Raw genomic sequence first — 15628 nt, 5'->3', positions numbered from 1 at the left:
GCGGGGAAGGGTGCTGGGTATGAGTGAGCTCGGTCTGCCCGACACCATCCTGGCCTGTCTCTTCGACCTCGACGGGGTCGTCACGAAGACGGCCGTCGTGCACGCGGCCGCCTGGAAGGAGACGTTCGACGACTTCCTGCGCGGATACGAGGGCGAGCGCGCCCGGCCGTTCGACGCGGTCGCCGACTACGACGAGTACGTGGACGGGCGCCCGCGCGCGGACGGGGTGCGCACCTTCCTCGCCTCCCGGGGCATCGAGTTGCCCGAGGGCGATCCGGACGATCCACCGGAGGCCCGGACCGTGCAGGGCCTCGGCAACCGCAAGAACCGGCTGGTCCTGGAGAAGATCCGTACCGAGGGCGTGGAGGCCTACGAGGGCACGCTGCGCTACATCGACGCGGTCCGGGCCGGGGGACTGAGGACGGCGATCGTCTCCTCCAGCGCCAACACCCGGGACGTGCTGCGCTCCATCGGCGCCGAGCACCTCTTCGACGTCCGCGTCGACGGAGTGGTCGCCGCCGAGCGCAAACTGCCGGGCAAGCCCAGCCCGGACACCTTCCAGGCCGCCGCCCGAGACCTCGGGGTCGAGTACCAACAGGCCGCCGTCTTCGAGGACGCGCTGGCCGGCATGGACGCGGGCCGCTCGGGCGGGTTCGGGTACGTCGTCGGCGTGGACCGGGTGGGACAGACCGACGCGCTGTACGCGCACGGCGCCGACGTCGTTGTGAAGGACCTCTCCGAACTGGGAGGCAAGGAGTGATCACCCACCGGTCGTACGCCGTCGATCCGTGGTGCGTCCGCGAGACGGACCTCAACCTCGACGTCCTGGCCCAGAGCGAGTCCGTCTTCGCGCTGTCCAACGGCCATGTCGGCTGGCGCGGCAACCTCGACGAGGGCGAACCGCACGGCCTGCCCGGCAGCTACCTCAACGGCGTCCACGAGCTGCACCCGCTGCCGTACGCCGAGGCGGGCTACGGCTATCCGGAGTCGGGCCAGACCGTCATCAACGTCACCAACGGCAAGGTCCTGCGGCTGCTGGTCGACGACGAGCCGTTCGACCTGCGCTACGGCCGGCTGGTGAGCCACGAGCGGGTCCTGGACCTGCGGCGCGGGGTCCTGGAGCGGACCTGTGAGTGGACGTCCCCCACGGGGTCGACGGTACGGGTGCGTTCGACGCGGCTGGTCTCCCTCACCCAGCGGGCGGTGGCCGCCGTCGCGTACGAGGTGGAGCCCGTCGGCAGCCGGGCCCGCGTGGTGATCCAGTCCGAGCTGGTCGCCAACGAGCAGCTGCCGGGGTCGAACGGCGACCCGCGCGCGGCGATGGCCCTCCAGTCGCCGCTGGAGCCGGAGGAGGACTTCGCCTCGGGGAGCCGGCTGCGCCTGGTGCACCGCACGCGCCGCAGCGGCCTGCGCGTCGCCGCGGCCGCCGACCACGTGATCACCGGCCCGGAGCGGACCACGACGAGCAGCGAGAGCAACCCCGACGTGGCCCGGCTGACCGTGACCTCCGTGCTGGAGCCGGGGCAGCGGCTGCGGGTGGAGAAGCTGGTCGCCCACGGCTGGTCCGGCGCCCGCTCGCTGCCCGCGATGAGCGACCAGGTCGACGCGGCCCTCGCCGCCGCCGCACACGACGGCTGGCAGGGCCTGATCGACGAACAGCGTGCCTACCTCGACGACTTCTGGGCCCGCGCGGACGTCGAGGTGGACGGTGACGAGGAGATCCAGCAGGCCGTCCGGTTCGCCCTCTTCCACGTCCTGCAGGCCGGCGCCCGCGCCGAGCAGCGGGCGATCCCGGCGAAGGGGCTGACCGGCTCCGGTTACGACGGGCACGCCTTCTGGGACACCGAGATGTTCGTGCTGCCGGTCCTCACCTACACCGCGCCCGAGGCCGTCGCCGAGGCACTGCGCTGGCGGCACAACACCCTGGACCCGGCCCGCGAGCGCGCGGCCCAGCTCGGCCTGGAGGGCGCCGCGTTCCCCTGGCGGACCATCGAGGGGTCGGAGGGCTCGGCGTACTGGCCCGCCGGTACCGCGGCCTTCCATGTGAACGCCGACATAGCCGACGCCGTGGTGCGTTACGTCGCCGCCACGGGAGACACCGCCTTCGAACGGGACACCGGCGTCGAACTGCTGGTGGAGACCGCCCGCCTGTGGCGCTCGCTCGGCCACCACGATCACCACGGCGCCTTCCACATCGACGGCGTCACCGGCCCCGACGAGTACAGTGCGGTCGCCGACGACAACACCTACACCAACCTCATGGCCCGCGAGAACCTGCTGGCCGCCGCCGACGCCGTCGAACGCCATCCCGGGCAGGCGGAACGGCTCGGCGTCGACGACGAGGAGAGCGCCGCCTGGCGGGACGCCGCCGAGGCCATGCACATCCCCTACAACCACGAACTCGGCGTACACGAACAGCACGCGGGGTTCACCCGCTACCAGCGCTGGGACTTCGCGAACACCCGTCCCGACCAGTACCCGCTGCTGCTGAACTTCCCCTACTTCGACCTCTACCGCAAACAGGTCGTCAAGCAGGCCGACCTGGTACTGGCGATGTACACCTGCGACGGCTACTTCGACGACGAGCAGACGGCCCGCAACTTCGCCTACTACGAGCCGCTGACCGTACGGGACTCCTCCCTGTCGGCCTGCTGCCAGGCCGTCATCGCCGCGCAGACGGGCCATCTGGGGCTCGCCTACGACTACGCGGCCGAGGCCGCGCTGATGGACCTGGCGGACCTGGAGCACAACACCCGCGACGGACTGCACATCGCGTCGCTGGCCGGCACCTGGATGGCGCTGGTGGCCGGCTTCGGCGGGATGCGCCGGCACGACGACGGGCTGTGGTTCGCGCCGCGCCTGCCGGAGAAGATCCGCCGACTGGCCTTCACCGTACGGTTCCTCGGCCGCCGGTTGCGGGTGGAGGTGCACGCCGACAAGGCCACGTACGCGCTCCTGGACGGGCCGCCGCTGACGATCCGTCACCACGGCGAACCGCTCACCCTGCACGCCGACGAACCGGCCGTCCGCGCCGTACCGCCGCCCCCGCAGCGGCCGACGCCCGAACAGCCGCCGCACCGCAGTCCGCACAGCCGCTGACGGGGCTGCCGACCGGGATCATCGGGCTCAGCTCAGTACGCCCGCCGGCAGCCCGGCCAGGTCGCCCGTCGCGTCGGCGGCGCCCAGGGCCGGGAGGGCGCCCAGGGCGAGGACGGCCGCGGCGGCGGTCCACAGGTACGGGGGCGGGCCCGTCTGCAGGGCGGCGGTCCGGCGGGTGACGGCACGGTCCGTGAAGGTCAGCGCGCACCCGGTACGGGCGCTGCCCGCCGTGAGCGCGGCGCGGGCCAGGGCGCGCGCCGCGGTGTCACGGTCCCCGACCGCGGTCGCCGCCTGCTCGTCCGCCCAGCGCTCCACGAGGAACGTCACGGTCGAACGGACCGGAACGAGCAGCGGGTTGGCCGCGGCGGCAAGCGTGGACGCCGTCACCAGGGACCCGTGCCGGTGCGCCGGATGGGCCCGCTCGTGGGCGAGCAGGACCCGGCGCTCCGCCGGTCCGAGAGCGCCCAGCAATGGCCGAGGTGACCAGGATCCGGCCCGGGCCGGCCCGGAATCGCGAACGCCCGCGGCACGCCGGAGGCGGCGACGATCAGCTCGGTGTCCGCGGGATGTCCCTCGCACAGCCGCCGCAGCGCCCGCCGTGTGCCGCGCCCGCCGTGTGCCGCGCCCGGCGCGCGCCGCCCGGTGCACGCGACGGGCGACGACGGCGAGGGCCACGCACGCGGCGACCCCGACGACGCCGGGCACCGGATCGGTCACCCGGTGCCCGTCCTCCCGGGCCTGAGCGACCACCGGGAGAGGGTCGCCCAGCAGCGCGGTCACCAGCAGCACCAGGGACCAGGTGGTGACCGCCGCGGTCAGCACGGCGGCGGAGGTCAGCACGCGCGCGGCGAGCGCCGGGGCCGGCCGCCCGCCGATCACCGGACTGACCAGCGGCAGCGGGAGCGACAACAGCAGCGGGGTGTAGACGTCGACCTTCATGCGCCGTCGCCGGCGAGCAGGTCGCGCAGGGCCCGCTCCTCCTCGGGGCTCAGACCGGACACGAACTGCTGCAGCGCGGCGATCGGATCCGGACCGCGGTCGAGGGCCTCGTGCATCGCCTCGGCGGTCAGCTCGGCCGCGTTCTTCGCCGGCCGGTAGGCGCCGCGCCGCCCGTCCGCGTCCCGCAGCACGAGCCTCTTGTCGTACAGCCGTTTGAGGATGGTATGCACGGTGTTGTAGGCGAGCCCGCCGCCGATCTCGGACTGGATCTCGGCCGGCGTCAACGGTCGCTCGGTGGCCCACAGCGCGGCCAGCACCTCGCTCTCCAACTCCCCGGCGCTGCGCCGCTCCACCCTGCCGCGGGACCCTGTGCCAGACATGCCCCAACCTTACAGCGCGTAGGGCCGTCAGGCGGATGGCTTATCCGCGCTGCACACCTGTCCGTTGAGGGTTAGTTTGACCGTGTTTGTCCTCGACTTTTCTCGACTCCTGCCCGCGACCCTACTGACTGTAGGGCGAGGGGTGGCCCTACGGTCTGTAGGGGTGAAGGGTGGATGATGTCCGGCAACGCGCACGCCACACTCGCCGGGACCCGGCGCGGGGGTCCGCGGACCGCCGCGCGCCGCGGCGCACGGCGCGCCCGCGCCGACGGCCCCCTCGCGGCCGTGGCCGCCGCCTTCACCCTGGCCCAGCTCCTCCTCGTCCGGCCCGGCATGGGCCTCGGCTGGGACGAGACCGTGTACGTCAGCCAGGTCAGCGCCCACGCCCCGGCGGCCTTCTTCAGCGCACCCCGGGCGCGTGGTGTCTCGCTGCTCGTCGCACCCGTCGCGGCGTGGTCGTCGTCCACCCCGCTGCTGCGGATCTACCTGGCCGTGCTGTCCGGCCTGGCGCTGTTCCTCGCGCTGCGCGCCTGGCGGGGCCTGTTCCGGGTCCGCGTCCTCGCCCTGGCGGGTGCCCTGTTCGCCTCGCTGTGGGTGACGCTCTTCTACGGCCCCCAGGCCATGCCCAACTACTGGGTGGCCGTCGGCGCGCTCGCCGCTGTCGCCTGCTTCCTGCGCGCCCGCCGGGACCGCTGGGACCGGGCCGCCGTGTGGGGCCTGGCGGCGAGCGGGGCGCTGATGGCCTGGATGCGGCCCACCGACGCGGTCTGGGCGACCCTGCCCCTGCTGGTCCTCGCCCTGGTCCGCCGCCGGGTGCGCCTCGTCGGCGCGCTCCTGGCCGGGCTGGGGGCCGGGGCCGCGGAGTGGGTGATCGAGGCGTACGTCAGCTACGGCGGCCTCGCCCAGCGCCTTGCCGACGGCTCCGCGATCCAGGGCGGCCTGGGCTGGCACCTCGCCGTCGTCGACCAGCTGCGCAGCCTGGGCGGACGGGCCCTGTGCCGGCCCTGCACGGGCGCGCTGCCCAGCCCGGTGCTCACGGTCTGGTGGTTCGTCCTGCCGCTGCTCGCGGCGGCCGGCCTCGCCGTCGCCGTCCGGGCACGGCGCACGGGGGCCACCCTGGTGCCGCTGGCCTGCGGGGCGACGGCGGCCTTCCCGTACCTGTTCATGATCGGATACGCGGCGCCGAGGTTCCTGCTGCCCGCCTACGCCCTGCTGGTGCTCCCGGTGGCCGACGCGCTCGTCCACTTCACGACCGCCCCCCGCCGCGCCTGGCGGCCGGTGGCCGTGACGCTGGTGACGCTCGGACTCGCCGCGCACCTCGCCGTCCAGCTCGTGGTCCTGGAGCACACCGTCGACCGCACCACCGCCTCCCACCGCGCCTGGTCCCGTACCGCCGCCGAACTGCGCCGCCTCGGCGTCCGCCCGGCCTGCCTGCTGACCGGACACGAGGCCATCCCCATCGCCTTCTACGCCGGCTGCTCCTCCGCCGCGACCGCCGGGCACAACGCCAACAGCACCGCGGAGATCATCGCCGGGACCGCGCGCAGCACACCGGTCGCCACCCTCGTCACGACCGGCTCCCGGCCACCCGCGTACGCCCGGCACTGGCCGTCCGTGCCCTTCGGCGGACTGCGCCTGTACTACTCCGTGCCGGTGGGCCGCTCATGACGTCCCCGGCGGATCTCGCCACCGGAGTCGGCCGTCGGCGGGTGTACGGGCATACCGCAGTCTGCCTCGCCCTCCTGGTCTGCGCGGCCCACCTGGCCCGGCGGCACTGGCCGACGCTCGAGACGGGCGCCCTGCGGCTGGCCGTCGCCGACCAGGGCTGGCTGCTGGTGGCCGCGACGGCGGCGGCCGGCACCTGGGCGGCCTCGGCGCTCGCCCAGCAGGGCGCGGTCGTCCGGCGGCTGCCCGGCGGACGCCTGGTGGCCGCGCAGTTCGCCGCGTCCGCCGCCAACCACGTCCTGCCCGCCGGGCTCGGGGCCGGCGCCGTGAACCTGCGGTTCCTGATGCGCTGCGGGTTGCCGCCGGGCCGCTCGGCGAGCGCGCTCGCTGTCAAGGCCACCGCGGGAGCCCTGGTGCGCGGCGCGCTGATCGCCGCGCTCGCCCCCGCCTGCCCGGGGCTGCTGCGCGTGCCGCGCGTCCCCGCGGCCGCCCTGGCCACTGTCCTCGTGGCCGTCGTGCTGGTGGCGACCGTGCTGCTCGCAGGCCCGCCGCGGCACCGCTGCCGGGCCGCCCTGGCGACCGTGCTGGCCGACATACGCGCCGTGCACGCCAACCCGCCCCGCGCGGCGGCCCTGTGGGGCGGCTCGCTGGCCTTCGCCGCGCTGCACGCCCTGGTGCTGATCGCCGTCACCCGGGCCGTCGGGTTTCCGCTGGCCCCCGTCCGCGTGGCGCTGCTGTACCTGGCCGCCAGCAGCGCCGCCGCCCTGCTGCCCACTCCGGGCGGCCTCGGCTCCCTCGACGCGGCCCTCGGCCTCGCCCTGACCGCGTCCGGGGCCCCGGCCGCCGCGGCCGCCTCCGTCGTGCTGGGCTATCGGCTGCTGACCGTGTGGCTGCCGCTGGTGCCGGGGCTGCTGGTGCTCGGAGCGCTGACCCGGCGCAAGGCCCTGTGAGCGGCAGGCACTCTGAGCGGGTCGGCGTTTTCCGGCGCGTCCGCTTCAGGTAGGACTCGGTTGTCAACCGGCGTACGGCGTACGAGGGGGAGTGGCATGGCACGCGACGAGACCGGCGGCGGCCGGCTCGGCGAGGAGTTCTTCACACCCGGAAGCTCGTCCTTCACCGAGTTCCTGGCCGCACACCGGCCCCGGCTCCTGCCCACGAGCCGCCCGTTACCCGGTGGGGTCCGGGCCGCCCCCGACCGTGTCCCGCACGGCACCACGGTGCTCGCCCTGGCCTACCGCGACGGCGTGCTGATCGCCGGCGACCGCCGGGCCACGATGGGCAACCTCATCGCCGGGCGCGACCTGGAGAAGGTGCACCCCGCCGACGACCACACGGCGGTGGCCTTCGCCGGCACCGTCGGCCTCGCGCTGGACATGGTGAAGCTGTACCAGGTCGAGCTGACCCACTTCGAGAAGATCGAGGGCATCCCCATGACCCTCGACGCCAAGGCGGCCCGGCTGGCCGCCATGCTCCGGCAGAACCTCGGCCAGGCCATGCAGGGCCTCGCGGTCGTCCCGCTGCTCGCCGGGTACGACGCGGGGGCGCCGGAGGGCGAACGGGGGCGTATCTTCGGCTACGACGTCGCCGGGGGGATGTACGAGAAGTCCGACTTCCACGCCGAGGGCTCCGGTTCGCCGTACGCCCGGGGCGCGCTGAAGAAGCTGTTCCGGCCGGGCCTGTCACGGCGCGAGGCCGCCCTGGCCGCGCTCCAGGCGCTCTACGACGCGGCGGACGACGACTCCGCCACCGGCGGCCCGGACATCACCCGCCGTATCTTCCCCGTCGTCTCGGTCATCACCGACGACGGCTTCGAACGACTGCCGGAGGCGGAGACGGCGGACCTCAGCCAGGAGATGGTCACCGAGCGCCGCAGCCGCCCGGACGGACCGGCCGCCAGTCCGTGACACGGGCGCCGCTCCTGGCCCCAAGCCCCCTCACCCCTGCGCCGGTTGCGCGGCTCTCCGCGGCGGTGCGCCGTCCGTGACCAGCCCCGCAGGCAGCCGCCAGGCGCCCGCGCACACGCAGACGCCCAGCCAGCCGGCGGCGAACAGCCGGCCGCCGACCACGTCGGTGAACCAGTGCACCCGAGGAAGACCCGGGTCAGTCCGACCAGCGCGCCCCAGCAGCCGACGGCCAGGCAGAGCGGTGTCCGGCCGCGTGGGGCGCGCACGCACACCGCGAGGACGACAAGACCGGCCGTGGGGGCGGCCGTGCCGGTGTGGCCGGAGGGGCACGACCACCCCGAGGCGTACGTCTGCCGGTCGTACTCCGGTGAGCGGACCCGGGCGACCGGCTACAGCACGCCGTAGCGCAGGGCCTGACCCGCGCCGAGGCAGGCGGCGGCCGGCACCGCGGCGGCCTGCCGTTGCCGCGGTGTCCGTCGGCGGCCCCGGCCCGGTCGGCCGAGCGGGGCGGAGAGCAGCGGCCGGAAAACCCGGGCCGTCGTTCCGGCGCCCTGCGCCGGTGATCTCCTCCGGCCGCCCCGCGCGGCAACTCCGGCGCTGGTCAGGGCGTTTGACACCGGTGGGATTAGGGACAGGGCAGCGGGAAACGCGGACCAGGAACCGTTACCGAAGAGGCGTCGAGCGACGAGAGGGAGGCGGCCATGACCGCGCAGCAGCCGGAGCAGACCCCGATGGCGGACGACGCGTACCAGCCCACCGGGAGCAACGAGGAACAGGAGGACGCCGCGCCCCTGGACCTGCAGGACGCGGTGGACGAGCGGACCTACGACGACACCCTCGACGAGGGCTACTCGCCCCCGGAGAAGCCGCTGGGCGTCACCCGGTACGGCACCACCGCGGCCGAGCAGCACGAGGGCGAGACCCTCGACCAGCGGCTCTCCCAGGAACTGCCCGACGTGATCCCGCCCGCCGGGGACGCCGTGGGCGACCTCCCCGGCGGCGAGGGGGAACCCGTCGACCCCGAGGCGGGCACCGAGCGCGCCGGCCGCCTCGTGGCCCCGGACGAGGGCGCGCACCCCGACACGACGAAGGAGGCCGTCGCCCAGGACGTGGGCATCGACGGGGGCGCGGCCGGGGCGGAGGAGGCGGCGGTGCACGTCATCGAGGACGAGACGGTCCTGCCGGAGGAGGACTCCGGGCCGGACGCCTGATCGGGCCACGGGTGAGTCGCCGGAACGGCCGAGCGGGCCGGGCCACCCGGCCGCACCGGCCCCCGACGCCTCAGCGGGTGACCTCGCCCGCCGCGCCCGGGAGGCGGGGCGCGGACGGCACCGGCACCGCCCGGCTCAGTCTCCCAAGTGGTCGATCTGGCGCAGCCTGTTCGTGGCGTCCAGGGCTGCCACCTTGTACGACTCCGCGAGCGTCGGGTAGTTGAACACGGCGTCCACGAGATAGTCGACCGTGCCGCCACAGCCCATCACCGACTGGCCGATGTGGATCAGCTCGGTGGCTCCCGTGCCGAAGCAGTGCACGCCGAGCAGCGTGCGGTCCTCCGGGGAGACCAGCAGCTTGAGCATGCCGTGCGAGTCGCCGATGATCTGGCCGCGGGCCAGTTCGCGGTAGCGGGCGATGCCCACCTCGAACGGCACGCTGTCCGCGGTGAGTTGATCCTCCGTCCGGCCGACGAAACTGATCTCCGGGATGGTGTAGATGCCGATCGGCTGGAGGTTGTGCATCCGGCCCACGGGCTCGCCGAAGGCGTGGTACGCGGCGGCCCGGCCCTGTTCCATCGAGGTCGCGGCGAGCGCGGGGAAGCCGATGACGTCGCCGACGGCGTAGATGTGCGGCACCTCGGTGCGGTAGTGCTCGTCCACCGTGATCCGGCCGCGTGGGTCCGCCGACAGCCCGGCCCTGTCCAGGTCGAGCCCGTCGGTGACGCCCTGGCGGCCGGCGGAGTACATCACCGCGTCGGCGGGGATCTTCTTGCCGCTCTCCAGGACGGTCAGCGTCCCGCGCGGATGGCGTTCCACGGCGGCGACGGTCTCCCCGAACCGGAAGGTGACGGCGAGGTCCCGCAGGTGGTACTTGAGCGACTCGACGACCTCCACGTCGCACAGGTCCAGCATCCCCGGGCGCTTCTCGACCACCGTCACCCTGCTGCCCAGGGCGGCGAACATGGAGGCGTACTCCATGCCGATCACCCCCGCGCCGACGATGACCATGGAGTTCGGCACCCGCTCCAGCGTGAGCACGTTGTCCGAGTCCATGATCGTCCGTCCGTCGAACTCGACGCTGTCCGGGCGGGCGGGGCGGGTGCCGGTGGCGATGACGACGTACTCCGCGGTGATCAGCCGCTCGTGGCCGCTCACCTCGCGCAGGGCGACGGTGCGCGGGTCGACGAAGCGGGCCGTGCCGGCGTGCAGAGCCACGTGGTTGCGGGAGAGCTGGCTGCGGATGACGTCGATCTCCCGGCCGACCACGTGCTGGGTGCGCGCGATCAGGTCCGCGACGGTGATGTCCTCCTTCAGGCGGTAGCTCTGCCCGTACAGATCGCGCTGGGTGAGGCCGGTGAGGTACAGCACCGCCTCGCGCAGCGTCTTGGAGGGGATGGTGCCGGTGTGGAGGGAGACCCCGCCGACCATGTCGGGGCGGTCGACGACCGCGACGCGGCGACCGAGCTTGGCCGCGGCGATGGCGGCCTTCTGACCGCCGGGTCCGGATCCGATGACGAGCATGTCGAAGTCGAAGTCGGGCACCACCGGAGTCTGACAGCCCCCGGGCCCGCTGCGGAAGGGCGAACGGGAAACCACCGCCGCCCGGGATGCCAGCGGCGCGCGACGACCACCGGCCCCGGGCGAGCGCCGGGAACCGGTGGTCCCACCGGGTCCGCGGACCCTAGGGCAGCAGCTTCTCCATCGCCGCCGGACCCTCCGCCGCCAGCTTGCGCTGGGCCCACTCGAGGTTCGACGGGGTGAGGTCCCGGCCCGTCGCCAGCACCAGGTCCTCCGGCGAGACCTGGCCTCCGGAGCCGGTGTGGAGCAGCGAGTCCGGGGTGCGCAGGTCGTCGGACGACCGGGACGTTTCGGGTTCTGACGTCGACATGATGCCTCCTCCTGGGGTCCGGATGGCCCGTGCTGCGAGACCGGGGCCCACTCTCACCATTCACCGCCCGGCCGCGCCGTGCATCCGGAAGGGCGGGTGGCCCCGATGACGAAGTACGAGGTACCTGGACACGGCGAAGGGAAACCCGCGCTTAAGCTGGAGGAGTCCGCACGCCCGCACCGGGGAGGCCGCCCATGGCCGGGACACAGCCTCAGCAGGACACACCCGGGCGCCCCCGCCCCCTGCCGATCGCCGAGCACGGGCTGATCGGCGACCTGCGCACCGTGGCCCTGGTCGGCAGCGACGGCACGATCGACTGGTACTGCTGCCCGGCCTTCGACGCGCCCAGCGTGTTCGCGGCGATCCTGGACGCCGAGCGCGGCGGCGCCTTCGAGCTCGCGGCGGCCGTACCGGCCCGGACCAAGCAGTTCTACTTCCCCGACACCAACGTACTGATCACCCGGTTCTTCACCGAGGACGGCGTCGGCGAGATCCAGGACTTCATGCCCGTGACCGGGGAGACCACCGAGCCCGCCGAGGCCGGCCGGCACCGCCTGATCCGCCGCGTCCTGTGCGTCCGCGGCACCGTCCCCTTCCGGGCCCGCGTCGCACCGCGCTTCGACTACGGCGCCGCCCCGCACAGCCTGGGCATGCTCGGCGACACCGCCCTCTTCGAGTCCCGGGACATGTCCCTCGCGCTGACCGCGACCGTGGCGCTGCAGAGCGACGGCGTGGACGCGCTCGCCGACTTCAAGCTCGAGGAGGGCGAGTCCGCGGTGTTCGCCCTCGACCAGGTCGGGGACCGCGTGCGACCGCGCGGCTGCGCCCGCACCGAGGCCGAGCACCAGTTCGCCGCCACGGTCGCCTACTGGCGGCGCTGGCTGTCGCAGTCCCGCTACCGCGGCCGCTGGCGCGAGATGGTGCACCGCTCCGCCCTCACCCTGAAGCTGCTCACCTACGCGCCGACCGGCGCCATCGTGGCCGCGCCCACCACCAGCCTCCCCGAACAGCTCGGCGGCGAACGCAACTGGGACTACCGCTACGTGTGGGTCCGCGACGCCGCCTTCGCCGTGTACGCCCTGCTGCGGCTGGGCTTCGCCGGCGAGGCCGAGGCGTTCATGCGGTTCCTGACCACCCACATCAGCCCCGGTGACGGCACCGCGTCCGGCCCGCTGCAGATCATGTACGGCATCGACGGCCGCACCGACCTGCCCGAGCGCGAACTACCGCACCTGTCGGGCCACCAGGGCTCCGCCCCGGTCCGGGTCGGCAACGCCGCCGCCGACCAGCTCCAGCTCGACATCTACGGCGCCCTCATCGACTCCATCTACCTCTACGACAAGTGGGCCCAGCCCATCTCCAGCGACCAGTGGGACGACGTGTGCCAGCTGGTCGACTGGGTCTGCGACCACTGGGACCAGCCCGACGAGGGCGTGTGGGAGACCCGCGGCGGCCGCAAGAACTTCCTCTACTCCCGCCTGATGTGCTGGGTGGCCATCGAGCGGGCCATGCGCCTCGCCAACCGGCGCGGCCTGCCCGCCGACATCCGCCGCTGGCGGCAGAGCCGCGACACCATCTACCGGCGGATCATGGCTCGCGGCTGGTCGCCGCGGCGCCGCGCCTTCGTCCAGCACGAGGACGGCGACGTCCTGGACGCCTCCGTGCTGATGATGCCGCTGGCCAAGTTCATCGCCCCCACCGACCCCAAGTGGCTGTCCACCCTGGACGCCCTGACCGAGGAGCTGGTCTCCGACTCCCTCGTCTACCGCTACGACCCGCAGGCCAGCCCCGACGGAGTGCGCGGCGACGAGGGCACCTTCTCCATCTGCTCGTTCTGGTACGTCGAGGCGCTGGTGCGCGCCGGACGGCTGGAGGAGGCACGGCTGGCGTTCGAGAAGATGCTCACCTACGCCAACCATCTCGGCCTGTACGCGGAGGAGATCGGCCGCACCGGCGAGCAACAGGGCAACTTCCCGCAGGCGTTCACCCACCTGTCCCTGATCAGCGCCGCGTTCAACCTGGACCGCGCCCTCGGCTGACCGTGCGGAGCGTCGTGCTCCCGCAACGGCTGTCACCGGCGTGTCACAGCCGCGCGCGGCGCCACAACTGCCCCGGACCTCGCCTGTCGAACCGGACGCCGGCAACCAGAAGAGAACCGACGGACCATCAACCACCCACGAACGGGACATGACCCGCATCGCACGCACGACCCGGCGCACCACGACCTCCGCCGCCGTCACGGCCGCATCCTTCCTGCTGCTGGCCGGCGCCGGCATCCTCGCCGCACCGTCCGCCTTCGCGGGCGTCCCCGGCGGCACCACCGCCGCAGACCACAACAGCGACTTCGACGGCGACGGCTGCGACGACCTCGGCCGGCTCGGCGCCGCCGACGAGTCCACCGGGGACGCGGGCGCGCCCGGCGGTCTGGTCGGCGTCTACTACGGCGGCGAGGACGGGCCGGCCGGCACCCAGGGGCCCGGCACGTCCGCGCAGTGGTGGTCACAGAACTCCCCGGGCCTGCCCGGCACCGCCGAGCAGGGCGACGCCTGGGGCGCCGGCCTCCCGGTCGCCGACGTGGACGCAGACGGCTACGCGGACCTGGCCGTCGGCGCGCCCGGCGAGGACATCGGCACCGTCGCCGGCGCGGTGTGGCTGGCGCGGCGCCCGCGCGGGCCCGACCGGGACCGGCGCCCAGTCCTTCGACCGGAACAGCCCCGGCATCCCCGGCACCGCCGAGGCGGACGACGCCTGGGGCGCCCAGTGCGGCCGGCGGACACCGACGGCCACGCGGCCCGCTTCGGCGCGGTGATCGACGAGTTGTCCCTGACCGGGCCGGTGTCACCGCCGGCCGTCTGGGTACCCGGTGAGCTCCCGAAAAGGACAGCGACGCAGGGTCAGGAAAGGGAGGAGACCCTTATGACCAGCAGCACCGAGACCGGTGACGTCACCGGCACCCGGGACAAGGACTACAACCTCATCTGGTACGTCGAGGCGTGCCTGAGCAACGCCCTCCGCCTGGAGCAGTACATCCAGGACGCGGAACGCGACAAGGACCAGGAGGTCGTCGACCTGTTCCGCAAGGCGCAGGCCGACAGCCGCAAGGGCGCCGAGCTGGGCAAGCAGCTGTTGCGCTCGCGGCTGAACGGCAGCTGACCGACGCAGTCCCGGCGCCTCAGGCGAAGCGGGTACCGGCCACCGGTCCGGCAGAGGGAAGGCGGGCCCGGTCCCCGCGCAGCCAGGTGCCGCGCACGGCCGTGACGAAGGCGGCGAACGCCTCGTCGTGGTCCGCCGGACCCGAGCCGTCGCCCTCGTCGGCGGCCGGGTCCGCTCCTGTGATGTCGGCGGCGATCTCCGCGTCGGGCCGGTCGTCGGCCGGGCCCTGCTCCAGTCCGCCGTCGGTCCCTTGACGCAGGTGTTCACCCCACGGCGCCACCACCGACTGGTGCAGCAGGGTCACGCTGTCGGCCGTGATGGCGGGGGCGTCGGTCCAGCAGCTCGCGTGCTCGTGGAGCACCTGTCCCGGGGCACGCTCGAAGAGCTGGCCGGTGATCTCGGGGCCGCCGTCCTCCCGGGCCAGCTCGTTCAGGTCGTACGCCACGACCACGGTGTCCTCGCGCCCGGCCGCGAAGGGCTCCGCCGGCAGGTCCAGCACCGTGGCGGCGGCCAGACCCAGGATCCGCGAACCCCGGTCCGGCAGCAGGGACACCGACCGCGGCCGCACCCCGGCGGCCGCCAGCAGCGTCCGCAGCCGCAGCAGGCCCCGCAGGCACTGGTCGGGGGTGTCCTGCAGCCAGGCGTAGCGGCCCGCCATGCCCGCGTCGAAGCCGTACGGGGAGAGCGTGCCGAGCACGGTCCCGCCGATCACGTACTGCCAGCCGCGCAGGTCGGCCGGGTCCAGCGGGCCGGCCTGTTCCACCGCGGCGGCGCGCTCCAGCATGCGGTTCTGCCGCTCCCGGGCCGGCTGCCACATCGAGTCCTCCGGATCCGGCAGGAGCGCGTGCTGACGCCGGGCCAGGGCGAGGTCGCCGGACATGACCGCGTTGAACACCAGGAGGTAGCGGTCGGGCCAGTCGGCGAAGTCCGCCTCGTGCCGGGCCAGTTCCCCGGCGGCCTCGCGGTGGCGGCCCTCGCGCTCGTACGCCGACACCAGCTCCCGTACGACCCCCAGCCGGCCCGGATTGGTGCGCAGTACCTCACGCAGGGCGGGGATCGCCAGGAAGGACAGATCGCGTGCCACGCACGCGTACCCGAAGTCGAACAGGGCCTGCGCGTGGTCCGGATGTGCCGCGAGGGCGGCGGACGCCTGTTCCAGGTCGTCGAAGCCCGCCGCCTTCGCCGCCCGCCCGACCACCAGGGCCACCTCACCCGGCGGCAGGTCCGCTGCGCCGGACCTCAGCAGCCGCAGGGCACCGGGTATGTCCCCGGAGTCCAGGCACTCCCAGGCCTTGCGGAGTTCAGGGGACTTCGGGCGGCGATTCCTGCGCGAGAACATGCCGGAGATCATCACCGATGGGGTGACGCCCGATCAAACACATATTC

General features: G+C 73.9%; 15 protein-coding genes and 1 pseudogene. 9 read left to right on the top strand and 7 right to left on the bottom strand.

Features of this window, described 5'->3' with window-relative positions; genetic code table 11:
• Positions 1-19 precede the first annotated feature (19 nt).
• Together ACIBBH_RS05240 and ACIBBH_RS05235 are read left to right on the top strand one after the other, a co-directional pair.
• Positions 20-760 carry an HAD family hydrolase gene (locus ACIBBH_RS05240; RefSeq protein ID WP_399402091.1) on the top strand — a complete coding sequence of 247 codons (741 nt, stop codon included), beginning with the start codon at positions 20-22 and terminating at the stop codon, positions 758-760.
• Positions 757-3099 carry a glycoside hydrolase family 65 protein gene (locus ACIBBH_RS05235; protein WP_399402089.1) on the top strand — a complete coding sequence of 781 codons (2343 nt, stop codon included), beginning with the start codon at positions 757-759 and terminating at the stop codon, positions 3097-3099. Before ACIBBH_RS05240 ends, ACIBBH_RS05235 begins: the two co-directional genes overlap by 4 nt.
• 27 nt (positions 3100-3126) lie before the next feature.
• Here the strand turns inward: ACIBBH_RS05235 and ACIBBH_RS05230 are convergent, their stop codons facing one another.
• A complete protein-coding gene (locus ACIBBH_RS05230; RefSeq protein WP_399402087.1) occupies positions 3127-4038 on the bottom strand; it encodes a M56 family peptidase in 912 nt (303 codons plus the stop codon).
• The gene (locus ACIBBH_RS05225; protein ID WP_399402085.1) at positions 4035-4418 is read right to left on the bottom strand and encodes a BlaI/MecI/CopY family transcriptional regulator; all 384 of its coding nucleotides are present in this window, start codon (positions 4416-4418) and stop codon (positions 4035-4037) included. The genes ACIBBH_RS05230 and ACIBBH_RS05225 overlap by 4 nt, the downstream gene beginning before the upstream one ends.
• A gap of 177 nt (positions 4419-4595) precedes the next feature.
• Between ACIBBH_RS05225 and ACIBBH_RS05220 the strand changes: the two genes are divergently transcribed.
• The 3 genes from ACIBBH_RS05220 (at position 4596) to prcB (ending at position 7987) form a co-directional block, all read left to right on the top strand.
• Positions 4596-6086: a hypothetical protein gene (locus ACIBBH_RS05220; protein ID WP_399402704.1), complete on the top strand. Its 1491-nt coding sequence runs from the start codon at positions 4596-4598 to the stop codon at positions 6084-6086.
• Positions 6083-7033, top strand: coding sequence for a lysylphosphatidylglycerol synthase domain-containing protein (locus ACIBBH_RS05215; protein WP_399402083.1), 951 nt, complete (start codon positions 6083-6085; stop codon positions 7031-7033). The genes ACIBBH_RS05220 and ACIBBH_RS05215 overlap by 4 nt, the downstream gene beginning before the upstream one ends.
• Before the next feature lie 96 nt (positions 7034-7129).
• Entirely contained in the window at positions 7130-7987 is an 858-nt protein-coding gene (gene prcB / locus ACIBBH_RS05210; RefSeq protein ID WP_399402081.1) for a proteasome subunit beta, read from the top strand.
• Positions 7988-8017: 30 nt separating this feature from the next.
• On the opposite strand, the gene ACIBBH_RS05205 is transcribed toward prcB, so the two are convergent.
• Both ACIBBH_RS05205 and ACIBBH_RS05200 read right to left on the bottom strand, forming a co-directional pair.
• Complete coding sequence (locus ACIBBH_RS05205) at positions 8018-8167, bottom strand: hypothetical protein (protein WP_399402079.1); 150 nt, start codon at positions 8165-8167, stop codon at positions 8018-8020.
• A 209-nt stretch (positions 8168-8376) separates the two neighbouring features.
• Positions 8377-8604, bottom strand: a complete 228-nt coding sequence (locus ACIBBH_RS05200) for a hypothetical protein (protein ID WP_399402077.1) — start codon at positions 8602-8604, stop codon at positions 8377-8379.
• Between the two features lie 84 nt (positions 8605-8688).
• Here ACIBBH_RS05200 and ACIBBH_RS05195 point away from each other — a divergent pair, with 84 nt between their 5' ends.
• Positions 8689-9198, top strand: a complete 510-nt coding sequence (locus ACIBBH_RS05195) for a DUF5709 domain-containing protein (protein WP_399402075.1) — start codon at positions 8689-8691, stop codon at positions 9196-9198.
• Positions 9199-9333: 135 nt separating this feature from the next.
• On the opposite strand, the gene sthA is transcribed toward ACIBBH_RS05195, so the two are convergent.
• Positions 9334-10722: a Si-specific NAD(P)(+) transhydrogenase gene (sthA, locus tag ACIBBH_RS05190; protein ID WP_399402702.1), complete on the bottom strand. Its 1389-nt coding sequence runs from the start codon at positions 10720-10722 to the stop codon at positions 9334-9336.
• A gap of 160 nt (positions 10723-10882) precedes the next feature.
• On the bottom strand, positions 10883-11089 hold the full coding sequence (locus ACIBBH_RS05185; RefSeq protein WP_399402073.1) for a hypothetical protein: 207 nt from the start codon (positions 11087-11089) through the stop codon (positions 10883-10885).
• 194 nt (positions 11090-11283) lie between these two features.
• On the opposite strand from ACIBBH_RS05185, the gene ACIBBH_RS05180 reads away from it, so the two are divergent.
• From ACIBBH_RS05180 to ACIBBH_RS05170, 3 genes and pseudogenes are all read left to right on the top strand, one after another.
• Positions 11284-13128 carry a glycoside hydrolase family 15 protein gene (locus tag ACIBBH_RS05180; RefSeq protein WP_399402071.1) on the top strand — a complete coding sequence of 615 codons (1845 nt, stop codon included), beginning with the start codon at positions 11284-11286 and terminating at the stop codon, positions 13126-13128.
• Positions 13129-13276: 148 nt separating this feature from the next.
• Positions 13277-13696, top strand: a pseudogene (locus ACIBBH_RS05175) (esterase); the annotation flags it as partial.
• Between the two features lie 309 nt (positions 13697-14005).
• Positions 14006-14242, top strand: a complete 237-nt coding sequence (locus tag ACIBBH_RS05170) for a hypothetical protein (RefSeq protein ID WP_399402700.1) — start codon at positions 14006-14008, stop codon at positions 14240-14242.
• A gap of 19 nt (positions 14243-14261) precedes the next feature.
• On the opposite strand, the gene ACIBBH_RS05165 is transcribed toward ACIBBH_RS05170, so the two are convergent.
• Positions 14262-15581: a tetratricopeptide repeat protein gene (locus tag ACIBBH_RS05165; protein WP_399402069.1), complete on the bottom strand. Its 1320-nt coding sequence runs from the start codon at positions 15579-15581 to the stop codon at positions 14262-14264.
• Positions 15582-15628 lie beyond the last annotated feature (47 nt).

It is taken from the genome of Streptomyces sp. NPDC051636 (assembly GCF_044453765.1).
In the GTDB taxonomy this organism is placed as follows: domain Bacteria; phylum Actinomycetota; class Actinomycetes; order Streptomycetales; family Streptomycetaceae; genus Streptomyces.
This window is presented reverse-complemented; position numbering and strand designations above follow the sequence as displayed.